We start from the raw sequence: 26076 nt of genomic DNA on the forward strand, positions 1-26076 counted from the left end.
GCCCGGAACCTGATGGATTACACGCGAAATGTCCAACTCATACCCCGGCACGTCACGTCATATTGGCGTGCAGGAAGACCTTTCACGAAAGATGGAACAAGACGTTGACAGCCAGCCGGTTTTTTGGGCGCGCGGGCCATCTGGCTTCGGAAAAGGCGATGGAACGCGGCACAACCAAGCGCCAGAGTTGAACGGGATACCGCTGATTGGTAAATCTGAGCGACCTTGGATGCCGGTACACATACCATGATCGCCTCTTCAGCGATTGCCCCCCACCAGCGGCGTCCCGAAGAGCACTAGCGAGGCAGAACCCTTCCCTTGACGACCGAGTTGCAGAATACGCTGATCCTGTCCGCGGTCGTGGTGGTCTTGGCCATTCTGGTTTGGCCGGGTGTCGCCAATTCCCGGATGTGGCGAGCTTCGATCACCCCGTTGGCGTCGATCATCGGCAGCGGGTTCCTTGTTCTTGGTCCGATCCTGGACGTCAGTTTTGGCGATCTGGCCCCGCTTGCCATGCTGGGCCTCTGCGCCGCGGCCTGGGGGTTCGGAAGCGCAATTCGATACAACATCCGCGACATGGCGCACAGATCCGACCGCGGCGCCGGTATCGAGCGGGCCGAAAGAGTCGCGTCGGCAAGCCTGGCTTTTGCCTACTTCATATCGGTCGCCTACTACCTGAACCTGTTCGGCTCGTTTGGCGTGAGCCTGACCCAAGTGGACGACGCGTTCTATGCCCGCCTTGTGACCTCTGGCGTACTTGTGCTGATCCTTTTCGTCGGCTGCACCCGGGGGTTTTCCGCGCTGGAACGGTTGGAGCAGATTTCAGTCGGCCTGAAACTGGCAATCATCGCCGGGCTGCTTGTCGGACTTGCCACGTATTTTGCCGAGCAATACAGCCATGATGCACTTGTCTTTGACCCGCCGGCCGAGCGTGGCTCGCACGCGTTCATGTTATTGGCCGGGCTGATCGTCACCGTGCAGGGATTTGAGACCTCGCGCTACCTCGGCCACGCCTATGATGCGGAAACGCGAATTCGCTCCATGCGGTGGGCCCAGTTGATCGCAAGCGCAGTTTACCTGATCTATATCGGCCTGTTGACCTATTCGGTCGAACCGGGCGGCTTGGTTCTGGACGAAACGGCAATCATTGACCTGATGCAAGTCGTCGCCCCGATACTGCCCGTTCTTCTGGTTATTGCGGCCCTGTCGGCCCAGTTCAGCGCCGCCGTCGCGGATACAAGCGGGTCCGGTGGATTGCTGTCCGAGATTTCAGGCGGGCGCGTCTCTGAACGGACCGCCTATACCGTTCTGGTCGGCGTCGGGTTGATACTGACCTGGACATCGAATGTCTTTGAAATCATCAGCTATGCGTCGCGCGCCTTTGCAGCCTATTACGCGCTGCAGGCCGGCATCGCGGCCCGGTCGGCGTCTCAGCAGAACCTGCGCCTCCGCGCGTTGATGTTTGCTTTGTTCTGCATTCTTGGCGCAGCAATCGCGGTATTCGGATTGCCGGTCGAATGACGCTCTGACCTTACCGAGCCAAAAACCGACCCCCAAACACGGCGTCAGCCGCGTCCCGCGATCAGATCGCTGGCCTTCTCACCGATCATGATGGCGGGCGCATTGGTGTTTCCGCTGACGATTTCCGGCATGATCGAGCAATCCGCAACGCGCAACCCCTCGATCCCTTTTACCTTCAAATCAGGTCCGACAACGGCCGCGTCGGTCGTACCCATCGCGCAGGTTCCGGTCGGATGATAGATCGACACTGAATTCGAACGCGCCCAGTCCAACGTCCCCTCATAGTCATCACAGGACAGATCCGCCGTCGGTCGGAACTCCTCGGAGATCTTTGAGGCCAACGGATTGTGGCGCGCAATATTGCGAGCGATGTTGACGCCGGCGACGATCGTTCGGCAATCGGTCTCTGTCGACAGATAATTCGGGATGATTTTGACATAGCTGGCGGGGTCCGGTCCATCCAACCGCAACTCTCCACGGCTTTCCGGCCTGAGTTGGCAGACCGACATCGTGAAGGCCGAAAACGGGTGCACGCCTTCACCCGGGCTGTCCGCCGACCAGGGCTGGACGTGAAATTGGATGTCCGGGGTTTGAACATCGGGACGGGTCTTCATGAAACCAGTTGCCAGACTGGCCGCCATGGTCATGGGACCGGCCCGGAACAACGCGTATTTCAGCGCGATGCGGGCCTGGTTGAACAGGCTTCGCACCTCATCGTTCAGGGTCGGCTCGTTGCACTTGAATACCAGGCGCGCCTGCAGGTGATCCTGCAGCCCCTTGCCGACGTTCGGCAAGGCGTGAACGGGTTCGATTCCGTTTGCCTTCAGATGATCGGGGTCTCCAATGCCTGACAGCATCAGGATCTGCGGAGAGTTGATTGCCCCCCCGGACAGGATGACCTCGCGCCGGGCTTTCACCGTTTTGGTTTCGCCCGACCGATCGCGGTAAACGACGCCTGTTGCGCGCTTGCCGTCCATGGCAACCCGCGTCACCAGCGCGCGCGTGATGATCGTCAGGTTCTGCCGGTTGCGGATGGGCTTGAGATAGGCGACGGCCGCACTGCAACGACGGCCGTTGCGTGTGGTAAGCTGAAAATACCCGACGCCCTCCTGGTTGGCACCGTTGTAGTCGGGATTGAACGGATAGCCTGCGGCCTGCGCCGCAGCGACCCAGGCATCGCAGATCGGGCGCTGTATGCGCATATTGGAAACGGACAGCGGGCCACCTACGCCGTGATACTCATCCTCTCCACGCTCTTGATCTTCGCTGCGTTTGAATAGCGGCAAAACATCGTCCCAGCCCCACCCGACGTTTCCCATCTGGCGCCAGCGGTCGTAATCCGCTTTCTGCCCGCGAACATAGAGAAGCCCGTTCAACGAGGACGACCCGCCCAATACTTTTCCGCGCGGCCAATCAATGGAACGCCCATTCAATCCCGGGTCAGGCTCGGTGCGATAACACCAATCGACCGAGGGGTTGTGCATGGTCTTGAAGTAGCCGACCGGGATGTGAATCCACGGGTTGGTGTCCGGTCCGCCCGCCTCGATCAATGCAACTTTGGTTTGGGGATCAGCACTAAGCCGATTGGCGATGACACATCCCGCAGAACCGGCACCGACAATCACATAGTCCACTTCCATGATCGGCTCCTCCCGAAGTTGCTAAAAAAACCCTATGCAAGATGCATGAATTAAGCTAGCATTTTTTGATACAAAACGTCTCAATAATTGCGAAACGGGAGGATAGCAATGGAGATCGGACGAAAGTTAAGTGGCATTTCACGGCGGGACTTTTTCCGCGTTGCCGGACGCTATGGCATGAGTTCCACTCTGCTGGCAGCGGGGGGTTTCGGTGGGGCCATGAGCCTTGCCAATCTCGCGCAGGCGGCTGAATCCACGTATGAAAAACGATTCTCGAAAGAGCCCAAGCATACGCTGAAATTCGGCGCGGCAGGTTTCAACACGCGCAACCTTCTCATCGAACGGGCCGGCGCCATCGAGTTCGCCCGCGACCTCGAAGAGCGCACGGACGGTGAGATTCGCATTGAGTTCATCGGCGACAACCAGATCTGCGGTCAGCTGAGCTGTGTCGAGAAAACCCAGCAGGGAATCGTGGACATTTACGCGGCCTCGACCCAGAACTCGGCCGGTGGCGCACCCTATCTGAACGTGTTGGACTATGCCTACATGTTCCCAAGCCGCGCCGCGCAGTATCATTTCTTCTACAGCCCCGCCAGCCAGCGGATCCTGCGCGAGCCGCTCGAAAAGCGCCACGGGTTGAAGTTCCTGTTCACCCACTGCGAATTGCGCGGGCTGCAGATGGGGTCGACCTTTGCGGACAAGCCCACCGTCACCAAACTGGAAGAGCTGTTTGGCACCAAAAACCGCGTGACCGGCACTCAGCTGGGTCGGATCGCGATGCAGCTGCTGAACCTGAACCCGGTTCCGGTGGCTTGGGAAGAAACGCTGGATGCGCTGAAGACCGGTCTGATCGATGGGGCCGAAACCTGGGCATCGGCGGTGGCCTACGCGAACATGGCACCGGTCGTTTCCCAGTCGGTCAACCTCAAGTTCTTCTGCGGTACCGAACACACGTCGATGTCGGCCAAGGTCTTCGACAGCCTGGGCGGCGAGCTGCAGGATGCGGTCATGGAATCGTCCTACTTCACGCAGGCCCTGATCCAGGGTGCAAACGAAGCCGCGCTGCTGAACACGGTCGGCTTCTCGGATCCGCAGCTGCCCAACACGATCTTCGCCGAGAACGGTGTGCGTGCGGCCTTCCTGCCGGACGACCAGATCAAGCTGGCCGAGGAAATGTGTGCCCCGAACTTCAACCCGGAACCCTGGGCAGAATGGCGCGAGCGCCTGAACAAGTGGGCCGGCGGCATCGACACCTATCAGGAGATCTACGACATCGCGCGCGAGATCCCGGCAGACACCCTGCCGGAAAATGTCGAGCCGCGCCGTTGGTGGATGGGCCAAGCCTGATAAACTGATTTGAACCGGCCCCGCGTGGGCCGGTTCAACCGAAGACCGACTGGGAGGACGGGGTTCATGTCATTTTGGGCAGACATCGGCGCGATATTCAGCGCCTTTCTCAGCCAGGATTCCTTTGAAATTCAATCAGCGTTGGAGTCCGTCGCAGCGTGGGTTGTCGGCGCCGTCGTCGCTGCGCTGGGTGGGCTTCTGGTCATGCTGATCTATCGCAAGGTTCCCTTCATCGAGCGCCATCTGGAACGATCCGTGATGGTGTATTCCTATCTCGCCATTGCGCTGATCATCTTCTGGGGCGTGATCGACAGGTTCGTCTTCAATGACCAGGAACCCTGGTCCACAACGATTCCACCCTTGCTGTTCATGGTGATGGCGTGGTTTGGGGCCTCCTACAACGTGCGCCTCAGAACGCATCTGAGCTTCAGCGAATTCCGGACCGCGATGCCACGTGGCGGGCAGTTGGCCTGCCTGATCCTGGACGCGGTGCTATGGTTCATCTTCGCGGTCATAGTCATCGTGACCACGTCGCGGCTGGTGGCCTTGTCAGCGTCCAACTTCCAGATCGTTCTGGGCACGGACAACATCATGCAGTGGTGGTTCCTGCTGGCTGCACCTTTGTCTTTCTTTCTTATGGTCGGCCGAGTGTTCCAAAACCTGGCGGACGATCTGCGCAACTTCAAAACAGGCGAGCCGCTGATCAAGCAGGCCGTGATCGGGGCAGACTGATGGCAGACGGAACTTGGGTTACTTTGATTTCGCTCGGCGTGACATTCCTGTTCATGTTGGGTGTACCGGTCCTTCTGGTCATCGGCTACTGGGTGATCGGCTGCTCGTTTGTTCTGGGCCTGACGCTCGACAACATGGGCGCCGAGCTTTTGAACGTGTTCAACAAGGGCTTCGCGCTGCTGGCCATGCCCCTGTTCATCCTGACCGGAGACCTGATCAACAAGTCGGGTATCGCCCGAAGGCTCAGCGACTTCGCCTATGCCTGTCTCGGCTGGATACGCGGCGGTCTGGCGATGGCTTCGCTTGGGGCCTGCGGTTTGTTCGCGGCGATCTCGGGGTCCAACTCGGCCACGACAGCCACGATCGGATCGATGCTGCACCCCGAGATGGTCAAAGGCGGGTATGACGAACGCTTCAGCGCGGCAACCGCCGCAGCGGGCGGCACGGTCGGGATCATCATCCCGCCGTCGATCATCTTCATCGTCTATGGGTTCCTAATGAACCTGCCGATTTCCGAGCTGTTCGTGGCCGGCATCCTGCCCGGCGCGCTGATGGTGATCGGGATGCAGTTTGCCTGCTGGATCATCTGCCGCATGAACGGCTGGGGTCACCTGATCCCGCTGCAGCTGAACCGCGTTCTGAAAACCGCCTTCGGCGCGTGGCTGGGCTTTTTTGCCATCGGGCTTGTGCTGTGGGGCATCTACACCGGCAAGTTCTCTCCGACCGAGGCCGCCGGAGTCACCGTTGGCTTCTGCGTCATCGCCGGGCTGGTGAGTTATCCGATCAACCGGATCATGGGCGCCCGCGACGATGTTTCCCCAACGGACAAGAGCTTTGCCGAAATGCTGGTGGTCGAGGGTTTCACGATCCCCGAGATCCCGTCAATCGTCATCCGTTCGGCACAGATCACCGGGATCCTGGCGCCTCTGATTGCCATCTCGGTGGTAATGCAACAGATCCTTTCCCTGTTGGGTGCCCAGGAAACGATCGGCAATTTCGTGACCTCGATGGGGGGCTACCATGCTGTTCTGTTCACCTCGATGGTGATCGTGTTTTTCTCGGGCATGGTTCTGGAGAGCCTACCGGTGACCATCATCCTGGCTCCGATTCTGGCGCCGATCGCAGCTTCGGTCGGGATTGATCCGATCCACTTCTCGGTGATCTTCCTTGTCGGAGCATCCATTGGTTTCATCACGCCGCCATACGGGCTGAACCTGTATGTCGCCTCGGGAGTTACAGGCGTGCCGTATTTCCGTCTTCTGCGGTATACGGTGCCTTATCTGGTGGCGTTGCTCTCGGTCTGGATTCTGGTGTCACTGGTGCCTGATCTGGCCTTGATACTACTGCCGAAAAACTAGACTGTAGCCGGATGACCGCGACGGACACACAAGACAAGGACACCCAGATTCCAACGAACCTGCGCCTGTTGCTGATCTTGGAAGAGGTCGCGCGGCGCGGGGTCGCGGTCAAACCGGCAGATCTGATCGAAGCGTTGGGTCTGGCAAAGCCGACGGTCCACCGGCTGCTGCAGACGGCCGAGGCCGAAGGGTTCCTTCAACGAGATCTGGACGGCCGGTCCTATGGGCCCGGCCCCCGGTTGCGGCAGATGTCCGTGAACACCGTGTCGTCCGAACATCTCCGCACGGCCCGCCTGGCCATTCTGCGCGGAGTAGCCGACGAAATTGGTGAGACCTGCAACCTTGCCATCCCCGACCGCGAGGGGATGATCTATCTCGACCGGGTCGAGACCAAATGGCCACTGAGAATCCAGCTGCCGATTGGGACCCAGGTGCCATTCCACTGCACCGCCAGCGGAAAGATGTACCTCTCGACCCTGCGCCGAAACACCTTGGATGGGTTTCTCTCGGCCCGCGGACTGGCCGCAAACACCGAGAAAACCATTACCGACCCCACGTCCATGCGTGCCGAGATCGCCAAAATCGCCCAGAATGGATACTCGACCGACGACGAGGAGTTCATGCCCGGCATGGCCGCCGTCGCGGTTCCGGTCTTTGACGAGAATGACCGGCTTGCGGCCACTCTGTCCGTGCACGCCCCCACGCAGCGGCACGATCTGACAAGCCTGAAGCAATTCCTGCCACTGCTGCAGTCCGGGGCACTCAAACTGTCGGGTCTGCTTGCTTCATAGGGTGGCGAACACGGGACCGAGCCGAGCGGAGGCGAGTAGTGATCTCGCCCAACCGACTTGAGCAGACACAGAATTGACGCTTAAACTCCGACAAAAAATCAGTTGCCTGCCCGGGCTTCCGCCTCGGTACGTTGGCGTTGAATCGCGCGTTCGCGTTCGGGCCAACTGTCCTTGATGAACGCGAGGATGTCCCAGATATCCTGATCGGACAGGCTGTCGGCAAATCCCGGCATTCCGCTTTGGACCCCCGAGACTCCCATTCGCTTGAGCATCTCCTCGCCGCCCAACTTGGTATAGTCGAACAATAGGCCATCGCCATGATGCCAGGTGTGCCCGGTTCGATCATGCGGCGGGGCTGGCAGGACGCCGTCCGCATCAGGCGTTTGCCAATCGGCTTGACCCTCCAGCTTGGCCCCGTGACACGACGCACAGTTTTCGGCATAAAGCGCCGCCCCACGTAGCGGATCGGCGGATGCACCGTCAGGCACCCCTTTTGACATCCACCATTGAGCGCTGGCTACACCGATGATCACAACGGCCACCGGTGTACCCCATTTCATCATTGGCGAGATCGCTCGGCGCGGCGGCTCCACCTTTTTACCCTTCGTCATGGGCATCGAGCAGATAGGTGGCCATGGCGCGGTGGTCTTCTTCGGTCAGGAAGCGGGTGCCGTAGGTCACGACCTCGCCCATTGCGCCGCCGAATACGTCACCGTCGGGCATGATACCTGTGCGCAGGGCATAGGCCAGGCTGTCGACCGTCCAGCCCCGCCTCTGCAGGGTTGCAGAGTCGATGGCCGGCGCCTTGTCGCCGCCCGGCAATGCATCACTGCCCTTGAAGTGCTCGGTATCCGACTTGCGGGCGCCCAGCAGATTGCGCCCGGTGTGGCAGGCGGCACAGTGGGTGACGCCTTCGACCAGCAGCCGGCCGCGGTTCCACACATCACCTTTGCCGGGGACCGGATCGGTGTGCGGCGGCTCAAGGAACGCCGCGCGCCACAGTTTCAGCCCCCAGCGCTGGTTGAAGGGAAAGGCCATCTCTTGCGCGCGGGACGGCGTGGCCGCCGGGGGCACGGTCTGGAACGCCGCCCACAGGTCGGCGATGTCCTGATCGGTGAATTCGGCGTAGAACGGGTACGGGAAGGCTGGGTAATAGGGCTGCCCGTCCGGCGCTACGCCTTGGCGTACGGCCCTGGCAAATTCCTCGATCCTCCAGCCGCCAATGCCGTGGTCCGGATCGGTGGTCAGGTTCGGGGAATACAGCGTGCCAAACGGCGTCTCGAGCTTGACGCCGCCGGCCAGGGGCGCGCCGCCCTCGGCGAAGTTGGTGTGGCAGGCGATGCAGCCGCCCGCCCGTGCCAGGTAGGCCCCGCGGTCAACCTCGCCCGTCAGCCCGGGCAGTTGCGGCGTCAGACCGATCGGCCACGCGACCACGGCGGCCAGCCCCGCCGCTGCCAGAACGGCAGAGGCAAGGACCAGACGATAGAGGCGTTTCATCGAAGCACCTTATTCCGACCGAAACCGCGTGTGACAGGCCGAGCAGGTCTGGCCCAGCATCATGAACACGCCATCGGCGGGCATCTCGGACAGCTCCTCGCGCCCGGGGGGGCCGCCCGTCATGGCCCCGCCCCCCATCATCGAAGCGCCACCCATCATGCCCGATCCGCCCATCATGCCGGACCCTTGCCCGGCACCGGCCATCATCAGCCCGTTGTCGGCCGCAAGGGCCAGCCCCTCGGCATAGGTCTGCAGCTGTTCGGCCAGTTCGGCGAAGGCGTCCCAGTCCTGCCAGATCGCGGGTTTGGCCTCGGAGGGCATGCCGTCGCTGCCTTCGGGGAACAGCCGGGTCATGCTGTCGCCGGAATGGCGGCCGATCGCCTCGGCTGCGCGCCGGACGGTTGCGGCGTCATAAGGCGTTTTGCCCTGCATCATCGGCCTCAGGGTCTTCATGGCGTCCTTCATGGCGGACATGCCGTCCATGCGTTCCTCCACGATCCCGGTGGCGCCACCATGCGCCAGGGCGGTCACGGCCACCATCCACGCCAGCACGGCGCCCGTCGTCAGCTTGAAAAAGGTCATCGTCTTGTCCTGTATGTCTGCTTCAACTCGCCCCCAGAAGAGGCCTTACCTGACTCAGGACACGGCGCGCGGCGGGGGCGGATCGAACAGGGCCACCGGCAACATCCGGTATTGGCCCGACGGGATGGCACGGCGGTTGATCGTTGAGACCAGCGCGGAAACGACGGGCGCGGCCACGGTCATGGCCACGCCGTTGCAGAAGGCCCCGCCGTGGCAATGGCCCGGGTGGCCCTGTTCGACATGGTCGGGGTCGGATGCCTCCAGATCGACGACGGCATGTGTGCCCCCATCGCCCCCATGCGCAAAGGCGGGTTCCGAGAACACCAGAATACCGGCCAGAACCAGGCCCAAGGCCAGAACCCACCGTCCGATCATCCTGTCCGCCCAACTGTGCAAGGTTCAGTTTATCCCGTTCTCGCGCTGCAGTTCCCTGACATAGGCAACGATGCCCTGCACGTCTGCACGGGTCAAGCCAGCGACCGGTGGCATGTCGCCAAAGCGCCAGTGGTGGGCCTGAACACCATATTGAACCGCCCGCTGAAAAGCCTCGTCCCCGTGGTGGCTGGGCTCATAGATCTTGTGCACCAAGGGCGGCGCCAGTCCTTCCAGCCCAGTGGCATTCGCCCCATGGCAGGCTGCGCATTTGGCGTCAAAGGCAACTTTGCCCATCTGCGCCGGTGCACTGAACGTCGCCGGCACGCTGACTTGCGCGATCGGGTCCCCCCGCGACAGCGACGAGGTGTCAGGCACCTCCATCGAGTGCCCTGCAGGTTGTTGGCTGAGGTTGTAGGCGAACACGGCAGCGCCTGCGATCAGAACGCCGCCTACCAATAGCGTCAGTTTGTTCATCGGCTCGTTTCACTCGGTTGTTTTTGGCTTGGCGCGGGCGACACCAAAACGGTCTGACACTGATCAAACCTGCTTGACCTGCCGGTCTTGCCGCCTTGCGCACAGTTTCGGGGGGACTGTCTGCCCCATTCCCGCGCTGGAAGGTCAAGAAAAGTTTGCCGCAAGTTTCCCCAAAGCCGACGATGGACTGCAGCACCGAAACGTCAACGCCGAGCTGGGCCGCGCACGAAGCCATCAGTTGGAACTTGAAGACTTCTTAGCGGCGCAGGCTGCGACGGGTCTGTCAGTACTTCGCCAGAGATCCGAGTATCTTCTTCCGTATATCGGCGTCACCCGGAAAGATCCTTTGCACCAGAAATTCGGACGGAAAATCCGGCCACGTGGCGTCCAACTCATCAACAAGTCTTTGCGCTTCGTCAAAATTGCCCAGCTGATCATGAGCGACGGCCTGGAACAAAAGTGATGGCCCGCTTACGGGCGCTCCTGCAGCAGGCGCACCCTGAAAGGCATCGACAACGTTTTCGTAGTTCCCGAGCACAAGCTGGGATACCCCCCAGATATTTCTCGCCCCAAATCGGCCGGATCCGGATCTGACCCGCGTCGGATTACTGACCTCGGCCGCAAGTTCAGGCTCGTTCGCAATCAGGGCGGCAATCCCGACAAGGTCCAGAACATGGCCATCTTCAGGCGCTAGTTCAGCAGACAGGCGCGCATATTTCAAAGCCTCATCCGCGTCGCCCGACACCGCCAATCGCCAACCGTTCGAGGCGTTGGCCCAAGCACCCGACGGGGACAACTCAAGCGCCGTTCCTGACATCTGGGATGCTTGCCGCAACAGATCCTCTCGTGTGTCCTCGTCTTGAGACAGCAGAGCCAGTGTGGCCAAGACCTGAGCCATTCCCGCATAGCCATCGGGCAAGGCCGGGTCGAGCTCGGTGGAATGCTGGAACATTCCCAGGGCGATCTGCTGGCGTTTGACATCGAAGACCGGAAAGAACATCCCCCGCGCCTGATCCGCCAGGTTGGCCGCCTGCAATCTGGCAAGCGATTGCTGACCAAGCGCAGCCCGTTCGGCCTGCCGGGTGGTGTTGGTGGGTTGCCCGGCCTCGTCGTTGCCGGGTCTCAGCCACATGCCCAGCATGACGATCATGGCCACAACGCACAGCCCGACCAACAGAAGTCCACGCAGGTGGCTGGGTCCGCCGGACGGGCCGTGGCTTGCCAAGTCCGACTTGGGATCATCCAGGGAAGCTTGGTGTGAAAACCGCGGTTTGTATCCGCCTGGATCGACGAAGATCCGAACGCCCTGACCGTCCCAATGGTCTTCGTAAAACTCACGCAGCAAACGCCGTAGTCGCCTGGCCTCTACCCGAACCAGATTTCGACCGCCGCTGCCATCAATGCTGCGACCGTACACTTCGACGGCAATGGCCTTGCCGCGGATCTGGGAACCGCGACCGGCGAGGGTTTCCTCGACGACATAGGTGAGGAACTGCTGAAGCCGGGGCGACGTTTGGAACTCGGCGCTGGCAACAACGTCACGCAGCGCCTGCCGAACCAGGTCAGGTGATGGCAGCCCAACATCTTGATCTATCGATAAATCATTGGCTTGGTTCACTGCAAACTCACCCCCAACTCACGGTGACTCACTTGGCCGCCCCGGTCAACCGCACGCATCTTGATGCGAGAATAGATAGTGGGAATCGGGCTTTATCCAGTGACGGACGACCTCAAAGACGAGCTACCCGAGCTTTCGACTGCGCTTTCCAGCCAGTTCGAGCCGGACGCGTTTCTGAGCGAGGCCATCGAGGACTTCGGCAAAGTCTGCGCAAAGCTCAAGGATACGTCGATCACCGCGTCCGAGCGCGAGGAATGGGCCCACATCAAATCTGAACTTGTGAACGAGCTTCGTCGTCTGGCGAAGCGCAATCTTCGAAACGCATCCGACTGAGGGTATCGCAATGACCGACAAAGACCAAAGCAACGATCACGAAAACGAACAAAACCAGCCAGCGGATGAAATCGAAAACCCTTCGCGCCGGCATGTCATGCAGGGGCTGGCGGCAGGTGCGGTGGCAACGGGGGCTGTCAGCTACGGCTCCGGCGCAGCACAGGCGCATGAGGGGGACGGCCCTCTGGGTGAAAGCCTGAAGAACCCCTATGGCGGCCGGCCTGCCGGCGGCATCACTCTGCCAGATTACTTCCGGCCGACGAAATACATGACCGGGTCGAACGCAAACTATTTCCCGCTTTCCGAGGAATTGGGGCCCGACGAGATGCGCATCTCCTTCTGCGGGTCAACGCCGTTTCCTCCGCGTGAGGATCAGGCAGGCACCTGTGTGATGGTCGAGCTGGGCAATGGAAAACGGTTCTTCTTCGATTTCGGGTCGGGCTGTGTGCGCAACATCATCGGGATGCAGGTGCCTGCGCAATTGATCAACGATATCTTCATCACGCATCTGCATGTCGATCACTACGCCGACATCCCCTATATCTACCCGTTCAGAGCCTGGTCGGGTGGCTACACGCCGCTGCGGATCCACGGCCCGTCCGGCCGGACACCCGAGCTTGGAACGGCGGGCATGGTGGACGGCATGAAGCAAATGCTGAAATGGCATTTAGAGGCCTTCGACGTATTCCCGATTGGAGACGGTTACGAAATCGAGGTCAACGAGTTCGATTTCCGTCAGGAAGGCGGCATCGTCTATGACGAAGATGGCGTCACCGTGCGCTCTTGGCCACGCAGCCATGCCAAGGACGGCGCCGTCGGGTATCGCCTGGATTGGAACGGCCTGAGCTTCGTTTGGACCGGGGACGGCAGACCGGATGAATTGAGCCTTGAATACGGCAAAGGCGTTGATGTGTTCGTCACCGAAATGTCCGGTCAGGATATCGGCCAGTTGATGACCTACAAATACGGCCTGCCGCAGGAGCTGTTCAACTACACGATCGATACCCATCACACCTCGCATTATGCGGTTGGCAAGATGATGGCTGAGGCACGCCCCCGGCTTGCGATGGTGACCCATTACACGCAGGACGAGGACATTGATGCCGAGATGCTGGCGGGTATCCGGGCCCATTATGATGGGCTGTTCGCCTGGGGTCTGGACGTGGCCGTGGTCAACGTCACAAAAGATGCGATCTGGTATCGGAAGGCGACACTGCCCGGCAAGTCAGGCTCGGTCGCACCGTTCCGTGAATTGGGCAAGATGGAAGCCGAAGGCAAGATCACCTTGCCCGATGAAATCAAGCCACCTGCCCCGCGGTCATCGCGCGCCGAACAGCAGGACCAAAAGTACCGCGACATGGAGATCGACCCCAAGGAATACTACCCCTCCGACGTGTTCCGCGCGCCCAATCCCGAATGGCCCAGCGACTTTGTGATCAAGACCGACGACGTCATTCCAAACCGCAAGAAGAAGACGGAGTGACAGTATGATCGAGTTTGGTTCGACTGCGGCAATTCCGGTCACAATTCTTACCGGCTTTCTCGGGGCGGGGAAAACAACCCTACTGAACCGCATCCTGACCGGCAATCATGGTCTGCGGGTTGCGGTTCTGGTCAACGATTTCGGCTCGATCAATGTGGATGCTGATCTTGTGGTTGGCCTGGAAGACGATGTGATGAGCCTGGCGAATGGTTGTGTGTGCTGCTCGATCCGGGATGATCTGATCGAAACGGTCGAGGCCGTTCTCGCTCGGCCGGAAAAACCGGAATACATCGTCCTCGAGGCCAGTGGCGTATCTGATCCGTCTTCAATTGCGATGACGTTCACGGACCAGAAGTTCCGGGACATGATCCGGCTCGACAGCCTCATGTGCCTTGTCGACGCCGAGCAGCTGTTCGCCGCACCAGAGCAGATAGAGTTGAAACTCAGGCAAATCGCTTTCTCCGACATGGTCATCTTGAACAAGGTGGACCTGGTCAGCAGAGAAACAGTCCAGAAAGTGCACGACTGGCTCGGCTCGCGTTTCCGCAGGTATCGCCTGGTCGAAGCGGTCAATGCGGATGTCCCGCTGGACATATTGCTGTCGGTCGGTCGGTTTGCTGCCGAACAGCTTGAGACAGAAGTGCCGGAGCATCATGAGCATGGGCCTGACTGCGGGTGCCAACACGCTGATCATTCGGACGGATTCTCAACGACAATGATGAAGGCCGAACAACCCATCAGCCTGTCATCGCTGAGAGGCGCAATTCGAAAGCTTCCGGGCGACGTCTATCGCCTCAAAGGATTTGTTTTCAGCGAGGAGGACCCGGACCATCGCATTCTTGTGCAGGTCGTCGGAAAGCGCATGGACATTTCACGGGATGGCGCATGGGGTGATCGAAAACCCGAGACGCGCCTTGTAGCGATCGGCGCGCCCGGTGCGCTTTCGGAACACGTGCTCACCGACGCCCTGTTCGAAACAGCCTAGTGATCACGCCGGTGTTTTGGCCTCAAACCGGGCGACCGACCCTCGTGCCACCGCCCCTGAATTTGATTTAGAGGCCGAAATAATTAGACTTGTCGCAATAGCAACCTTCCTGCAGCGGGGAACCCTTAATGTTCACAAGACTCTTTTGTTTGGCGCCGGCCATTTCGATCCTGTTGTCTTCCCCGCTTTATGCGCAGGACACGCCGATCATCCACGACGCACAGTACTATATTCTGGAAGCGCAGAATGGCGAACAGTGGGTTGAAGACAACGCTGCCGTCGATGCGTTACTGGCCGAATTTCGGGAAGGCAATTCTGGCAACCCTCCCAACATCGTATCCATTCTGATCGACGATCTGGGTTTCGGCGACATGGGCATTCCCGAACTAAATGCGGTACGCGGAATTGAGACCCCCAACATCAATGCATTCTCGGACGAAGCCATGCGCATGGTTCGAATGTATACCGAGCCCTCCTGCACGCCGACGCGCGTGGCCCAGATGACCGGGCGCCTGCCGGTGCGCATGGGCATGGGCGATACCACGGTCGACATAGCCGGCTTTGGCCTTCCCGGAGATGAGGTCACGCTGGCAGAGGTTCTGAAAGAGGCCGGCTATGCCACCAGCCATGTCGGCAAGTGGCATATGGGTGATATCGCCGAAAGCTGGGCGATGAACCAGGGTTTCGACTATGCGCAGCATGCCATCCATCAACAGGGTCAGCTGACGATCTTTAACGATGACGCCATCCGCGAGCAGGTCTCGGTCGGCATCCAGGACTTTGAAGAGGACTATATCGTAGACGATTGGTTCCGCCCCGATCCTGCCGCCATGGCCACCGTCATCGAAGGTGAGGCTGGCGGTCCAATCCGTGAAATCCGCATGCAGCCGGGCGAGCGGTGGGACGCAGAAAAATACGATGAGATGAACGAGCAGTTCCAGCTCAAGGCGCTGTCTGAACTGCAGCGGCTGGCAGGCGGCGACACCCCCTTCTTTCTGCAATACTGGCCGATGATCCCGCTGGACAACACGCGTGCAGGACGCGACGGCCCCGAAAGCGTGAATGGCGGCCTTTATGCGGACAAGTTGCAACTGCTGGACGAATATCTGGGCGTGCTGTTTGACGAGATGGAGACGCTTGGCGTAGCCGAAAACACCATTGTTGTGCTGATGGGCGACAACGGGCACTTCACGAAATATTCCCCACAGTCAGGTTTCACGCCGATGATTTTCCGCGGCGGCAAGGGAGATACGACAGAGGGCGGTGTACGTGTGGATGCCTTCATCCGCTGGCCCGGAATGATCGAGGCGGACTCGATCGTGAACAACATCATCCATGTGTCGGATCTGTATACGACCCTGTCCCGCCTGGCGGGCGCCGACGCGTTCATCCCACGGGACAGGCTTGTGGATGGGGTGGACCAATCCGCGTCAATCTTGTTCGGCGATGAGTCGAAAACGCGGCGCGATCACGTGATCATCTATTCGGTGGCGTCCCCGAAGGCGATCGTGAAGGACCAGTTGAAACTGAACCTTCCGGGTGCCGGAGAAAGTGCAATTCTGGCGAATTTCTTCGATATTTATCGGGATACGCATGAAAAGTACCCGGTTTCGACCGAAGTCGGCGCATGGGGCGGCCAGGAATTCCAGCGCATTCTGGGCCGGCATCTTGCCCGCAAGAAGCTGTATCCTGATACCGAACCTGCGCGCGGCGTGCCTTATGAAGGCATCGAAAACCTGCGCCCGGAAACCGTTGCCGCGGTCGAAGCCTTTCTGACCAAACAGGCTGCGGTCGAACGCTAACTGCAATCCGACCTCACCTCGGCCCGCCACGTTCAAGAGGCACCTCCATGCTTGCCAACCTGATCTTCTATATCGGACTCGCTGTCTCGCTCGGGATTGGCTTTCTCTATTTCCGCGACCTCGGCGACGTCTCCCAGATGTTGTTGAAGGTAAAGCGAGAAAACATGATCCGCTTCATTCGCAACGAATATCGGTTGATCGGGCTTGGCCTTGCGGCTTTTGCGGTTACGACCATAGCCCACTTTGCGTTCGGTGCTGGCATCGGCGCGATCTGGTGGTTGGGCGCGGCTCTGGCATTGGTTCTGTATGGCTTTCCCTATGTGTGGGTCCATTTGGGGTTGAGAAACCAGCTCAACACAGCCCGGTATTACAGCATTGCCGAAGCGGAACGATTCGTCGGACCGACCGCGCCCGTGATCGTGATGACAAACGGAGATCACGCCCGGGCACATCCTGACGCCCAGATCATGCGGCCTCACCTGGCCGGCGACGCCAAGGGGCTTGGGGGCGAAGACATCGTCATGACCTATTGTGCAATGGCCAATCTTGGCCAGGGTTACAGGCCATCCATCGAAGGAAAGCGGCTGAACCTTCAAGTTCTCGCGCAACATGGCAACAACCTGATCCTGCGGGACAACGACACCGGGGAACCGATTCAACACATCTATGGGTTCCGAGAAGCGGATCGGGACACCGCGTCGGACGGTCCCGCCTGTCCATTGCGCCCGGAAGCCCAAATGAAGCCATGGCCCACGTTCCGCATGACATTCCGTGGCTTCAAGAAAGCCTACCCGGACGGCGAGGTCTTTCTGAACAAGCCGTCAAGCAACCCGTTCCTGAGACTGCTGGACATGGCGCTGGAAATCATTTTCGGATGGGGGATCGCCAGGCAGCATCAAGAGGCTGACCCCGTCATGGACAACATGGAGCGCGCGCCCGATACACGCCTGCCCAACAAGACACGTGTTTGGGGCGTGACCATCGGGTCGGATGCCGTCTGTTGGACCGACGACTTCGTGGTTGACCAGAACTGGCTGGTGAACACACAAGTCGGCGGGCGTGATCTCGTGGTGCAAATAGACCCGCATTTCGAAAGCCTCGGGGTCTGGTACAACGACAGCGGAAAACCAGTAAAGCGTTGTGACTTTTGGGGAAATAGCGATCAAGGGCAACTCACGCGGGTTGAAACCTTGCGCGCCGGTTTATTCTGGCACGTCTGGGCAGAGTTCTTTCCCAACACAGATGTCAATCGCAATGGCGGCAGCGCGACGTAAGTTAGGCGGATTGGCTCATCGGGCGTGAAAGTGCCGCGCCACAGTGGAACGCTTTCGGAAAAGCGCTCCCAAAGCGCATCTGCTTCGGGTCCCAAGACATTATCCTATACCCTATCGGTAAAGGACTAGCCTTGGCCCACAGCTTGGATATTGTGGATTGTTTTGTTCGGCTGTTTTGGTTGCGGGAGGGTGCAACCACCGATGCCGAACGCAATTGAAATGTCAGGTATAGGCGCGAACCCGACATACTCAACTCGTCATTAAACGTCTGCTCTGCGGACAAAGCGGCTGATGCCATTTCAGCAAAATACCAATGGGTGCACCCATTCAGGACGCTAGAACGTAACTCTGAACCTGATGCTTGCTGTCAGGACGTCGTCAAGTTCAGTCGTTGCCGCCGGATTCTTGACCCATTGAATTGACGGAGTGATGACAAAATTCTGAACCAAGGTCAGGCGGTAAAAGGCTTCTGTCGTGATTTGCTCCCGCAAAGCTGGGTCTGAAGGGTCACCCCAACTTACTCCTATGCCTAGCACATCACTTGCCGCACGGTGCTTGGTATCGAAAGCGATACCCAACCCGGCAGTCACATCCGTTTTCATGATTGATCCGTTGCCGTCGGAATGCCCTGCAATGAAAAACGGGAACCACTTGTCGTCAAATAAGCGGCTGGCAAGGAATGTAACGCCTTTGGATTCCGGTACGCCTTTCGCCACCAATGCGTCTTGATGCCAAAGTTGAAGGCGGACCACATCCCAACGGCGCCTGTCACGCGTGGTAGGCCAGTAGCGAAATTCAATGGATTTGTAAAACTCCCCCTCTTTGATTGTGTCGAACGGGTTTCCTGCTGTTTTAGCATTTGCGTCGTGAATACCGGCGACAACACCGAAGTGAGGAGTAAACTCGTATGCAACTCCACCCCCTATTCCGCGGCCGGGCGATGGCTTGGTTAGGCTGCTCTGCAACGCGAGGTTTTGGAAACCACGCAAGCTGGATGAAAGAGCATGACCATTGTACCAAGATGCGGCGCTTATTTTTCCAAAAACAAAACGAAACCGTCCGTTCGACAGAGATTGACGCCAAGCCAATTCAGTAAGTGCAAATCCAAAATCACTAAACCCTCCCGAAGGGGTCAAGCCTCCGTACTGTGACGCTAAACTTGTTGGAGGAATTGTTGTCCCAAGCGTGGTTCGTTCCTCTAGTCGAAAAGTCAGCAAACCCGGATTACTCGTTCCTCTTCCGACGAGTTCCCAAGACCCTTGCAATTGAAGGCGCGCTGCGGCTGCATCCTTTTCCCCAAGCGTCCTGTTTAATTCTTGGCGCAGGGACTGATAGCTGAATTGTAATTTTAGGCCATACTCATCGTTGACTCGCTTTTTCCAAGCAAACCAAGGAGAAAAGAACTCTTCCACTCTTGGGAAGTTAAGAACCCCATCAACTCGCTGATCATCGATTGCCAGGTCTTCAGTTACACTGTCGCCAGTTTCCAGATCCGCTGAAGGCCCGTACCCTGACAGCGTGTTAGCTTGGCTATTGGACACTCCTTGCGCAAGGGAGGAACCGTTCCAGCAACTAAGAAAAACAAATCCAAGAACGCAAGTCTTTATCAGTGACAGCAGGCGCCCTGTAGCTGAGGCATTCATTGTGAGGTTTTGTCAAACAAGGTATAGTACTGATGCAGATCGTCACCGACCATCTGAACAGGTGCATCTGTACTTGCTTCGACGATTACGCTCTTTTCTGGGGTTATGACCTCGAAACTCCAACCCTCAGCCGGAGCTAGTTGATCAGCAAGATTTCCGGGATCGCCATCCCGCACCTTTGCCCCATATGCATTCAGGACATAGGTATTGCCTTTGTTGTCGACCAATTCATACATTGGCTTCCCAGCTTCGAACACCATGGTCTGCTTCTTGGAACTTGTGAAACCGACATAAGGTTCAGACCCTTCTCCTGCTCCTAGAGCAGATATCGGTAGAGTGGCTGCATACCTCGCATCTATTCCGCCGAATGACTTTTTATCACCCAGTTCAAGCGTCTGTGCGTCCATCGCCCAATACTTTGGACCGTTCAGTTGAGCATTCTTGGCGTCATTCTCTTTGGCGAGAGCAGTGACATCTAGCGACTCCCATTTGTCTTCTGAACAATCACTCGACCCTGTTGTGTTATAGATCACCACCCGGTCATCGTAGATCAAAAGAAACTCACAATACCGCATTCCACGAATGTCTTTGATAGTGAAATCTTCCAAAACTTGTTCCGCGCTGGCAGAAATCGCGAGTGTTGAGACACAAAGAACTGCTGCCATAACAGGCTTGAGTGGCGGTTCGAACAGGCGACTTGAAAAGCTGAAAACCATATCTTTCTCCTCCCTTTCTCGTCACTAAGACCAGAGAACAATAGCATGTTTGAATGCAGATAGGCTTGATATCGATCAATAGGTTCAGAGAGGGGAGATTGAGTTAGTCGTTTAAATCTACCCGGAGGCTTTCACTCTTTCCCTATTACGTACGTCAGTTATGGGCTCAAGGCAGACGTTCGCTCACCTACGCTCAATGACTGCATTGCGGACATAGGGTGAATTCGCTGCGTTTCCGTTAGAGGCTGCTTTCGCGCGATTTCCGGACCTTAACTTTGGATTGCACACAAGTTGCACGCCTTCGGTGGTTACGACCCTGATCTAGCGAGAAAGTCTGTCCGCTCCTCCATCGGCGCCAGCACACCATGGTAGGCCTGAAAACCGTTGTCCACTATCACTTGGGTCTACGGACGGCCGCATGAACCTCAAACTTTTTGGGGAAGAATGCAATTGTAAACGGCTTACCGCCGTGTGACGCTTGAATTGTTGGTATCTGATTTGAATGGGGTCATCCGATGCTCAGATTTGGCTTGGTTTGCGCAATGGCGCTAGCGGCCTTTCAGGCGTTTGCTCAGGACATCAACCCGACCAGAGATGAGGTTGAGGGTCTGGGAAGTTCCTACTCTCCCTATGTCGACAAGAACATGCGCAAAGGTGAATTTGCCGAAAACCTCTATTGGGGTGACACGCATCTACACACGTCCGTTTCCGGCGATGCCGGTCTTTTGGGCACGTACCTCGATCCGGAGGACGCCTATCGTTTCGCACGCGGAGAAGAGGTTACCACCAACACTGGGCAGCGTGCAAAACTTGTGCGACCGCTCGACTTTCTCGTGGTAGCGGATCACGCGGAAAACCTTGGCATGGCACCGATGCTGGCCGAGGCGAATGCCGACCTTCTGAAAACCGAATGGGGCCGGCAATTCTACGACCTGATCGAAGGCGGCGATCCCTATCGCGCCTATCAACTTTGGACCTTCGAGGGATTGGCGAAGCAAGTAGACCTGATCGATGATCCGGGTATAGCGCAATCGGCATGGCAACGTCAGTTGGACCATGCGGCGCAATTCAATGACCCCGGCACCTTTACTGCGCTGATCGGCTTTGAATGGACGATGAGCGGCACCTTTGAGGAACCGGGCAACCTGCATCGGGTCGTGATCTTCCGGGATGATGAGGACAAGGCCGGTCAGGTCATTCCGTTTTCGCTGTTCGACAGTGACGATGTCGAAGATCTCTGGGCGTATATGCAAGCCTATGAGGACGACACAGGCGGGGATGTTCTGGCCATCCCGCATAATGGAAACCTCTCCAACGGCCGCATGTTTTCTCTAATGCGCCAGAACGGCGAACCGATCGATGCCGACTATGCGGCGACACGGCAACGCTGGGAGCCGGTGGTCGAGACGACACAGACGAAGGGCGACAGCGAGACGCATCCCTTCCTGTCGCCCGATGATGAATTCGCCGACTATGGCATCTGGGACAAGGCAGATCTCGGCGGGGTCGCAATCAAGACCCCGGAAATGCTGCCGTATGAATATACCCGCTCGGCGCTCCAGATCGGTCTTCAGGTCGAGCAGGACATCGGCATGAACCCGTTCAAGTACGGGATGATCGGAGCGTCGGATAGTCACACCGGTCTCTCAACCACCCGCGAAGAGAATTTTTTCGGCAAAACCAACTATACCGAACCTGCGCCGGATCGATGGGATCATGCCATCATCGAGGCGTTGCTTGGCGACGATGAGCTGACAACATATCAATACGAAATTCTGGCGTCAGGACTGGCCGGTGTCTGGGCGCACGAAAACACGCGCGCGGCGTTGTTCGACGCCATCGAGCGGCGCGAGGTGTATGCGACGACCGGAAACCGTATGACGGTGCGGTTCTTCGGCGGTTGGGAGTATGAACCCAACGATGCCAATCGACCCGACGTTGTCAAGATAGGGTATCACAAGGGCGTGCCGATGGGCGGCGATCTGCCAGAGGCACCAGAAAGCGCCGAGGCCCCGGTCTTTATGGTCGGTGCGCTGAAGGACGCATGGTCGGGCAACCTCGACCGCATCCAGATTGTTAAGGGTTGGGTGGATGCGACCGGCGAACGTCAGGAACGAATTTATGACGTGGCGGTATCGGATGGTCGCACGATCGACGACGATGGCCGTGCGACGGAACCGGTCGGGACGACAGTAGACGAAACAGCCGCGACTTGGATCAACAGCATAGGCGCGCCAGAATTGCGTGCGGTCTGGACTGACCCGGACTTCGATCCGATGCAACCGGCGGTATACTACGCCCGTGTTCTGGAGATACCGACGCCGACCTGGATGGCCTATGACGAAGCCCGGTACGGCATTACCATGGGCGCGGAAGGTATTCTGCGAAGCCATCAAGAGCGCGCCTATACGTCGCCGATCTGGTACACGCCTCGGTGAGGCGCAGACCTGCGGCAGAAACCGGGGTTCCTGATCGGCGACGGTCGGCCCCAGTCACCTTCGCGGCTTGACCCTCGTATTACGGCTGCGACGAGTAAACACAGTTAGGGGAGTTGCCAATGATCTCGAGAAGAAATCTCCTCCTGTCGGGAGCATCGTCTCTTGCCTGTGCGACAGCAGTCAAAAAGGCTGCGGCGCAGGTCTCCGACATCCGGCAGGTCATGATGACCACAGATGGGCTGGGCCTTGCCGAACTGGTGAAGGCCGGCGAGGTCTCTCCGGCGGAACTGTGCGAAGCCGCTGTCGATACGGCGCTTGCATTGGGGGGCCGGCTCAATGCGATCACCACGCCGATGTACGAGCAGGCTGTGTCCAAGGCGGCTAGTATGCGGCGGCAAGGACCCTTTGCGGGAGTACCGTTCGTCGTCAAGGACAACCTTGATATTGCGGGGCAGTACACGACCCACGGCTCACGCGTCTACCACGATAGCTACCAAACGCGTTCCGCGCCGCTGGCACTGGCCTATGAGGCTTCAGGTCTTAACCTGATGGGCAAGACCAACATGCCCGAGGTCGGTGCCCTGCCGGTGACCGAAGGGCAGTTGCTTGGTGCCGGCCGAAACCCGTGGAACCTCGATCATTCGCCAGGCGGGTCAAGCGGTGGCTCTGCGGCGGCCGTTGCCGCCGGAATCGTCCCGATCGCACATGCCAGCGATGGTGGAGGATCGATCCGGATCCCGGCCGCGTGCTGCGGTCTGTTTGGCTTGAAGCCCAGTCGGCGGCGCATGTTGTGGGGATCGAGCGATCAAACAACCTATGCCGCCGACAACTGCGTCAGCCGGTCTGTCCGCGACAGTGCCATGCTGTTTGCGTTGGGTCAGGATAGGTCTCCAACGGCGGCTTTCCGGCCGATCCCATTCATCGAAGGCCCTTCGACCGAGCGTCTGACTATCGGTTTTGACTTACGCAACTACTATGGCGAATTGCCTGAGCCGGCAGTGCAGCGCGCCATAGAAGCAACGGCGCAGCTTTGCGAAGACCTTGGACACACCATCGTCGAGACCCGGAGCCCGGTGACCGAAGAATTCGAGCTGCGGTTCAACCAGATATTCGGTTTTCGGATGGTGGGTCTCGCAGATGCTGCGGCGGCCAAGGCGGGCAGACCGCCGTCCGAGACCGGATTGCTGGATAAGTTCGTGCAACAATGGGCCGAGACCGCGCGCCGGTTCACCGCCGAAGATGTGGAGCGAGCAAACGCCTATATGGTCGCGCTTGGTGCAGAGTATGATGAGTGGCTGTCCACCATGGATGTCTTCCTGTCGCCTGTGATGGCGGGGACGGCCCCGCGGATCGGAGAGTTCTTCGATCCAACCGTGCCGTTTGACGAAATGTTCGAGCGCATCACCAGTTTCACGTCCTTCACTCCCGTTCAGAATGCAATCGGCCTTCCGGGGATGTCCGTCCCAGCGGGGCTGAGCGAGGAGGGCCTGCCAATTGGGAGCCACTTTGTGGCGAAAGCCGGACGCGAGGACCTCCTTTTTGCCCTTGCCTACGAACTGGAGCAGGCGAAGCGCTGGTGGGAGCCGTGGGCACCAAATTCCCTGGCGTCGCTGTGAGGCATTGAACAGGAGCTGGGTTCGGATGCAATCTCGCTATTGATGTCGATGACCGTAGTTCTGCTTTTCTTATTGCCGAAGCAGCGCCTAGGTCGGGTAGGTTCGTGAACTGGCCCTGCCAGCGGCTCGCCCCAAGTAATCATGTAAGAGCGCCGAATAGACCCATCCCTGCTTGCTGATCGGATTGCCCGCGACACAGTGTGAAATCGTGCGATCGAAACGTGAACATGCGCCGCAAACGAGCTACGCAATATTCACTATCCATCGCGGGAAAATTCACATGTCCTTTTTTACGGCAATTTTGCCCGGCTTCGCGGCCGTCGGTGCAAACTGCAGCATTCGGTAGTTTGGGCTCCGAGCTGCCTTTCTCTGCAGTAGTCATAATTGACCGCTCGCAGCCCAAAGCAGACACGGCGTTTCCGCACTTCGGCTGAGTTATTGGGTTGGAAGTCGTGTTGGTGAGCAGTTGCGCTTCACACTCGAAACTACCCCGGCTATCTTGTTGCTTCGAGCAATAAATACATCGAGATATAGATGGCGCTGGACGTCCTACACTATTACTGCGATTGCAGCAGCTACGCAGGTGACAACAAATATGCCGTCGTAGGTGGGATAGCAGTAAAAGCTCACATGGTCGAAGTTCTGAACGCCCAAATTCAGTCGTTGAAGGATGGGGTTGGAATGAAGAGTGAATTCAAATGGAGCGAATATCGTGGCGGTCGAAAGAAGGCCACTTACGAGGCGCTGGTGGATCTGTTCTATCAAGCGATTGATCTTCACTACCTGCACTTCCACACGATGATTGTCGACTTCGACGAGTTTGATCACCATCGGAAGGGACGTGGTGCTCCACATCTGTCGATAAACAAGATGTACTATCAGCTTATGCTTCACGAGGTTTGTAGACGGTACGGTGATAGATGGAGGATTGTTATGTTCCCAGATCATGGCCCGGATTCAGATCAAATTGGCGAGTTCAGGAATGGCATCTGTGCGAATTCATATAAGAGATAAAGTGCAAAGCCAAACTGTCTGCGTGAAATCCACCCAACGGCCTCAAAGAAAGTCAACTTGCTGCAAATGACGGATGTCATCATCGGAGCAATGGCTGCACACAGAGAGAACAGGGTTGTCAAAGCGGTGAAGGCGGAATTGCGGGAATATGTGATGGCTAAGAGCCCTGTGCCAGACTTATCTGTCGACACACCTAGAGACGAGCGGCAGTTCTCAATATGGAACTTCAACTGTTAGATAGTCACACACGCGACAGCCTATCGGTCCTCCCGAGAAGACCGGTCTGGCCGGCCGTTTCGGCTGTCGCGAGCTGATTTTAGCATACTATGCACAGCTTAACATTCAAGGAATCTATTGCCAAAGCTCAAAATTGTGTTCGAAATACGGTGCAATATCCACTTCGCGAAAGCCGTAGCGCCGACGATCTGTGCCAAGGGTAGACTTGGCCAATAGTCATAGATAGCAAAGCCCATCTGCTGCGAATACCACACTTGTGCGACATGCCACTCAGCGGTTCACCTATCACCGCAAACTGACAGGAACCATAACGGAAACTGCCGAAGTTATAGCCAAGACGTCGGCTTTCAGAACTTTCAATATGACAATCGTTTCCACGATGTCCAAACGACGCTCTGCCAATTCATACTTTCCAACGTAAGATGGTGGCTTGCCCAACAATTTGGCCAACCCTGCTTGTGAAAGCCCCGCCTCCTGCCTGAGCCTGACGAGTTCGCTCAGCAGGAATTGATAGGCCTCTGTTCTTACGGCACCCGCCACTGCTCATGACCTCAAAAGTGTGGACACAAGCAGCTACCCCTGTTATGGGATTAACCCCAA

General features: G+C 58.2%; 23 protein-coding genes. 13 read left to right on the plus strand and 10 right to left on the minus strand.

Annotation, left to right across the window (positions count from 1 at the left end; genetic code table 11):
* The first annotated feature begins 318 nt into the window (after positions 1-318).
* The gene (locus ACR3EK_RS12325) at positions 319-1521 is read left to right on the plus strand and encodes an APC family permease (RefSeq protein WP_480633524.1); all 1203 of its coding nucleotides are present in this window, start codon (positions 319-321) and stop codon (positions 1519-1521) included.
* A gap of 44 nt (positions 1522-1565) precedes the next feature.
* Here ACR3EK_RS12325 and ACR3EK_RS12330 read toward each other — a convergent pair whose 3' ends face one another.
* Positions 1566-3161 carry a GMC family oxidoreductase gene (locus tag ACR3EK_RS12330; RefSeq protein ID WP_480633525.1) on the minus strand — a complete coding sequence of 532 codons (1596 nt, stop codon included), beginning with the start codon at positions 3159-3161 and terminating at the stop codon, positions 1566-1568.
* A gap of 108 nt (positions 3162-3269) precedes the next feature.
* Here ACR3EK_RS12330 and ACR3EK_RS12335 point away from each other — a divergent pair, with 108 nt between their 5' ends.
* From ACR3EK_RS12335 to ACR3EK_RS12350, 4 genes are all read left to right on the plus strand, one after another.
* A complete protein-coding gene (locus ACR3EK_RS12335; protein WP_093962894.1) occupies positions 3270-4508 on the plus strand; it encodes a TRAP transporter substrate-binding protein in 1239 nt (412 codons plus the stop codon).
* Between the two features lie 66 nt (positions 4509-4574).
* The gene (locus ACR3EK_RS12340) at positions 4575-5240 is read left to right on the plus strand and encodes a TRAP transporter small permease (RefSeq protein WP_480633526.1); all 666 of its coding nucleotides are present in this window, start codon (positions 4575-4577) and stop codon (positions 5238-5240) included.
* Positions 5240-6598, plus strand: a complete 1359-nt coding sequence (locus tag ACR3EK_RS12345) for a TRAP transporter large permease (RefSeq protein WP_093962896.1) — start codon at positions 5240-5242, stop codon at positions 6596-6598. Before ACR3EK_RS12340 ends, ACR3EK_RS12345 begins: the two co-directional genes overlap by 1 nt.
* Before the next feature lie 11 nt (positions 6599-6609).
* Positions 6610-7389: an IclR family transcriptional regulator gene (locus ACR3EK_RS12350; protein WP_480633527.1), complete on the plus strand. Its 780-nt coding sequence runs from the start codon at positions 6610-6612 to the stop codon at positions 7387-7389.
* A gap of 98 nt (positions 7390-7487) precedes the next feature.
* On the opposite strand, the gene ACR3EK_RS12355 is transcribed toward ACR3EK_RS12350, so the two are convergent.
* The 6 genes from ACR3EK_RS12355 to ACR3EK_RS12380 all read right to left on the minus strand — a co-directional run bounded on the left by ACR3EK_RS12355 (position 7488) and on the right by ACR3EK_RS12380 (position 11935).
* A complete protein-coding gene (locus ACR3EK_RS12355; RefSeq protein WP_425328544.1) occupies positions 7488-8000 on the minus strand; it encodes a c-type cytochrome in 513 nt (170 codons plus the stop codon).
* Positions 7987-8886, minus strand: coding sequence for a c-type cytochrome (locus ACR3EK_RS12360; RefSeq protein ID WP_480633528.1), 900 nt, complete (start codon positions 8884-8886; stop codon positions 7987-7989). Before ACR3EK_RS12360 ends, ACR3EK_RS12355 begins: the two co-directional genes overlap by 14 nt.
* A 9-nt stretch (positions 8887-8895) precedes the next feature.
* Complete coding sequence (locus ACR3EK_RS12365; RefSeq protein WP_480633529.1) at positions 8896-9468, minus strand: c-type cytochrome; 573 nt, start codon at positions 9466-9468, stop codon at positions 8896-8898.
* Between the two features lie 54 nt (positions 9469-9522).
* Entirely contained in the window at positions 9523-9843 is a 321-nt protein-coding gene (locus ACR3EK_RS12370) for a hypothetical protein (RefSeq protein ID WP_170370963.1), read from the minus strand.
* Between the two features lie 24 nt (positions 9844-9867).
* Positions 9868-10317: a c-type cytochrome gene (locus tag ACR3EK_RS12375; RefSeq protein WP_480633530.1), complete on the minus strand. Its 450-nt coding sequence runs from the start codon at positions 10315-10317 to the stop codon at positions 9868-9870.
* A gap of 283 nt (positions 10318-10600) precedes the next feature.
* Positions 10601-11935 (minus strand): tetratricopeptide repeat protein, encoded by a 1335-nt coding sequence (locus tag ACR3EK_RS12380; RefSeq protein WP_480633531.1) that lies wholly within the window; start codon positions 11933-11935, stop codon positions 10601-10603.
* Positions 11936-12034: 99 nt separating this feature from the next.
* On the opposite strand from ACR3EK_RS12380, the gene ACR3EK_RS12385 reads away from it, so the two are divergent.
* From ACR3EK_RS12385 to ACR3EK_RS12405, 5 genes are all read left to right on the plus strand, one after another.
* Complete coding sequence (locus ACR3EK_RS12385) at positions 12035-12268, plus strand: hypothetical protein (RefSeq protein ID WP_170357967.1); 234 nt, start codon at positions 12035-12037, stop codon at positions 12266-12268.
* A gap of 10 nt (positions 12269-12278) precedes the next feature.
* Entirely contained in the window at positions 12279-13751 is a 1473-nt protein-coding gene (gene gntH / locus ACR3EK_RS12390; RefSeq protein WP_480633532.1) for a guanitoxin biosynthesis MBL fold metallo-hydrolase GntH, read from the plus strand.
* A gap of 4 nt (positions 13752-13755) precedes the next feature.
* Positions 13756-14736, plus strand: coding sequence for a CobW family GTP-binding protein (locus ACR3EK_RS12395; RefSeq protein WP_480633533.1), 981 nt, complete (start codon positions 13756-13758; stop codon positions 14734-14736).
* 173 nt (positions 14737-14909) lie between these two features.
* A complete protein-coding gene (locus ACR3EK_RS12400; protein ID WP_480633534.1) occupies positions 14910-16538 on the plus strand; it encodes a sulfatase-like hydrolase/transferase in 1629 nt (542 codons plus the stop codon).
* 47 nt (positions 16539-16585) lie between these two features.
* The gene (locus ACR3EK_RS12405; RefSeq protein ID WP_480633535.1) at positions 16586-17812 is read left to right on the plus strand and encodes a DUF3179 domain-containing (seleno)protein; all 1227 of its coding nucleotides are present in this window, start codon (positions 16586-16588) and stop codon (positions 17810-17812) included.
* A 335-nt stretch (positions 17813-18147) separates the two neighbouring features.
* On the opposite strand, the gene ACR3EK_RS12410 is transcribed toward ACR3EK_RS12405, so the two are convergent.
* Both ACR3EK_RS12410 and ACR3EK_RS12415 read right to left on the minus strand, forming a co-directional pair.
* The gene (locus ACR3EK_RS12410; protein ID WP_480633536.1) at positions 18148-19455 is read right to left on the minus strand and encodes a carbohydrate porin; all 1308 of its coding nucleotides are present in this window, start codon (positions 19453-19455) and stop codon (positions 18148-18150) included.
* Positions 19452-20171 (minus strand): hypothetical protein, encoded by a 720-nt coding sequence (locus ACR3EK_RS12415; protein ID WP_480633537.1) that lies wholly within the window; start codon positions 20169-20171, stop codon positions 19452-19454. Before ACR3EK_RS12415 ends, ACR3EK_RS12410 begins: the two co-directional genes overlap by 4 nt.
* A gap of 542 nt (positions 20172-20713) precedes the next feature.
* Between ACR3EK_RS12415 and ACR3EK_RS12420 the strand changes: the two genes are divergently transcribed.
* The 3 genes from ACR3EK_RS12420 to ACR3EK_RS12430 all read left to right on the plus strand — a co-directional run bounded on the left by ACR3EK_RS12420 (position 20714) and on the right by ACR3EK_RS12430 (position 25239).
* Entirely contained in the window at positions 20714-22609 is a 1896-nt protein-coding gene (locus ACR3EK_RS12420) for a DUF3604 domain-containing protein (protein ID WP_480633538.1), read from the plus strand.
* 221 nt (positions 22610-22830) lie between these two features.
* Positions 22831-24225 (plus strand): amidase family protein, encoded by a 1395-nt coding sequence (locus tag ACR3EK_RS12425; protein WP_480633539.1) that lies wholly within the window; start codon positions 22831-22833, stop codon positions 24223-24225.
* A gap of 534 nt (positions 24226-24759) precedes the next feature.
* The gene (locus ACR3EK_RS12430; protein WP_480633540.1) at positions 24760-25239 is read left to right on the plus strand and encodes a hypothetical protein; all 480 of its coding nucleotides are present in this window, start codon (positions 24760-24762) and stop codon (positions 25237-25239) included.
* Between the two features lie 522 nt (positions 25240-25761).
* Here ACR3EK_RS12430 and ACR3EK_RS12435 read toward each other — a convergent pair.
* Positions 25762-26016: a helix-turn-helix domain-containing protein gene (locus ACR3EK_RS12435; protein WP_170417265.1), complete on the minus strand. Its 255-nt coding sequence runs from the start codon at positions 26014-26016 to the stop codon at positions 25762-25764.
* Positions 26017-26076: the final 60 nt, after the last annotated feature.

It is taken from the genome of Ruegeria sp. BC8 (genome assembly GCF_056535705.1).

Excerpts from the sequence above, each read along its gene's own strand:
- ACR3EK_RS12330 (WP_480633525.1), bottom strand. The coding sequence starts at position 3,161 with ATGGAAGTGGACTATGTGATTGTCGGTGCCGGTTCTGCGGGATGTGTC.
- ACR3EK_RS12335 (WP_093962894.1), top strand. The coding sequence starts at position 3,270 with ATGGAGATCGGACGAAAGTTAAGTGGCATTTCACGGCGGGACTTTTTC.
- ACR3EK_RS12340 (WP_480633526.1), top strand. The coding sequence starts at position 4,575 with ATGTCATTTTGGGCAGACATCGGCGCGATATTCAGCGCCTTTCTCAGC.
- ACR3EK_RS12345 (WP_093962896.1), top strand. The coding sequence starts at position 5,240 with ATGGCAGACGGAACTTGGGTTACTTTGATTTCGCTCGGCGTGACATTC.
- ACR3EK_RS12350 (WP_480633527.1), top strand. The coding sequence starts at position 6,610 with ATGACCGCGACGGACACACAAGACAAGGACACCCAGATTCCAACGAAC.
- ACR3EK_RS12355 (WP_425328544.1), bottom strand. The coding sequence starts at position 8,000 with ATGACGAAGGGTAAAAAGGTGGAGCCGCCGCGCCGAGCGATCTCGCCA.
- ACR3EK_RS12360 (WP_480633528.1), bottom strand. The coding sequence starts at position 8,886 with ATGAAACGCCTCTATCGTCTGGTCCTTGCCTCTGCCGTTCTGGCAGCG.
- ACR3EK_RS12365 (WP_480633529.1), bottom strand. The coding sequence starts at position 9,468 with ATGACCTTTTTCAAGCTGACGACGGGCGCCGTGCTGGCGTGGATGGTG.
- ACR3EK_RS12370 (WP_170370963.1), bottom strand. The coding sequence starts at position 9,843 with ATGATCGGACGGTGGGTTCTGGCCTTGGGCCTGGTTCTGGCCGGTATT.
- ACR3EK_RS12375 (WP_480633530.1), bottom strand. The coding sequence starts at position 10,317 with ATGAACAAACTGACGCTATTGGTAGGCGGCGTTCTGATCGCAGGCGCT.
- gntH (WP_480633532.1), top strand. The coding sequence starts at position 12,279 with ATGACCGACAAAGACCAAAGCAACGATCACGAAAACGAACAAAACCAG.
- ACR3EK_RS12395 (WP_480633533.1), top strand. The coding sequence starts at position 13,756 with ATGATCGAGTTTGGTTCGACTGCGGCAATTCCGGTCACAATTCTTACC.
- ACR3EK_RS12405 (WP_480633535.1), top strand. The coding sequence starts at position 16,586 with ATGCTTGCCAACCTGATCTTCTATATCGGACTCGCTGTCTCGCTCGGG.
- ACR3EK_RS12410 (WP_480633536.1), bottom strand. The coding sequence starts at position 19,455 with ATGAATGCCTCAGCTACAGGGCGCCTGCTGTCACTGATAAAGACTTGC.
- ACR3EK_RS12415 (WP_480633537.1), bottom strand. The coding sequence starts at position 20,171 with ATGGTTTTCAGCTTTTCAAGTCGCCTGTTCGAACCGCCACTCAAGCCT.
- ACR3EK_RS12420 (WP_480633538.1), top strand. The coding sequence starts at position 20,714 with ATGGCGCTAGCGGCCTTTCAGGCGTTTGCTCAGGACATCAACCCGACC.
- ACR3EK_RS12425 (WP_480633539.1), top strand. The coding sequence starts at position 22,831 with ATGATGACCACAGATGGGCTGGGCCTTGCCGAACTGGTGAAGGCCGGC.
- ACR3EK_RS12430 (WP_480633540.1), top strand. The coding sequence starts at position 24,760 with ATGGCGCTGGACGTCCTACACTATTACTGCGATTGCAGCAGCTACGCA.